Raw genomic sequence first — 1440 nt, 5'->3', positions numbered from 1 at the left:
ATTAGAACGCCTCCTTAACAGAGTGAGACGAGATTTTGTAATCAGCAGGCTCTACCTGGTCTTTCTTCCATTGCCTTAAGCCCCAAATAAGCAAACCGATGATAAAGAAAGCACTTGGAGGAAGCAGCAACATACCATTAGGTACATACCAGCCACCATTGTTAACGGTAGGCATAAGCTCGATGCCAAACAACATGCCTGAACCAAACAATTCACGTACAAAAGCGACTAATAGCAAAATAACGGCATATCCTAAACCATTACCTATGCCATCCAGGAAACTCATGCCTGGGCCATTTTGCATTGCAAACGCTTCAGCACGCCCCATTACGATACAGTTCGTGATAATCAAGCCCACAAAAACTGAAAGCTGCTTACTAAGTTCATAGGCATAGGCCTTGAGAACCTGATCAACAACAATTACCAACGAAGCAATGATAGTCATTTGAACAATGATTCGTATGTTCGAAGGTATTTGGCTACGAATTACGGATACAAACAAGTTAGATAGGCCACATACTGCACATACAGCCAAGCCCATAACAACCGATAGCTCCATACTAGTGGTAACGGCTAACGCAGAACAAATACCTAAGATTTGAAGTGCGATAGGGTTATTGCTAAAAACTGGTTCAAAAAGAACTTTTTTTGCTGTTACATCACTCATTCTTAAGCTCCTTCACGCAAGCGATTCAGGTACTTTTGGAATCCCTGCTCGCCAGTCCAATATTGAATAAGGTTAGTCACACCCACACTAGTCAAAGTAGCACCAGATAGACCGTCTACCATGTATTCGGCATCAGCTCGACTTTTATCAACTGCGCCTTTAATCAAGCCAAGCTTTGGCTGATCGCTAGACGCGAAGTCGTAGACCTTTTTACCCGGCCAAATCGCTTTCCAGCGCGGATTATCAACCTCACCACCCAAGCCAGGAGTCTCGGCATGCTCATAGAAGCCAAGCCCAACGACTGTATTAGCATCGCCCTCCAAAGCCAAGAAACCATGCAGTGTCGACCATAAGCCATAACCGCTTACAGGAAGAATGATCGTTTCAATCTTTCCGGCATCTTCAACCAAGTAGATCTTGGCGAACTTAACTCTACGCTTGATACCTGCAACGTCGTCAGCTCGCGAAAGAGTTGTTGAAAAGGCTGGATCTTTAGCCGCTTTTCTCTGGTCGTAATCAAGGACATTTTCCTTATTTACTGCAGACGCCTCGACATATTCACCGCTATCCAAGTCAACCAACATTGGCTTAATCGCAGAGAAGGCATTCTCAATTTCAGTCGCCGAAGCGCCCTCAACCAATAAGCCTGCGGCAGCCAAAATATTAGCTTTAAGGTTTAGCGCCTTGTTCTTCTCTTGTATTGGCTTTAACAGTACAACAGAGCCCGCTACTACAATCGAACAGACAATACAGAGCAAAAATGCAACCGTAAT

The 1440-nt window shown here is 44.4% G+C and carries 2 protein-coding genes; both read right to left on the bottom strand.

The window, feature by feature from the left end; translation table 11 throughout:
- Position 1: 1 nt before the first annotated feature.
- Positions 2-667 (bottom strand): NADH:ubiquinone reductase (Na(+)-transporting) subunit D, encoded by a 666-nt coding sequence (locus A3756_RS06400; RefSeq protein WP_068506475.1) that lies wholly within the window; start codon positions 665-667, stop codon positions 2-4.
- Positions 668-669: 2 nt separating this feature from the next.
- Positions 670-1440, bottom strand: a 771-nt coding sequence (locus A3756_RS06395) for a Na(+)-translocating NADH-quinone reductase subunit C (protein ID WP_231875495.1), incomplete at its 5' end; no start/stop codon positions are given.

This window comes from Oleiphilus sp. HI0086 (genome assembly GCF_001635225.1).
The sequence above is the reverse complement of the archived record's forward strand: the minus strand, read 5'-3'. Positions and strand labels throughout refer to the sequence as shown.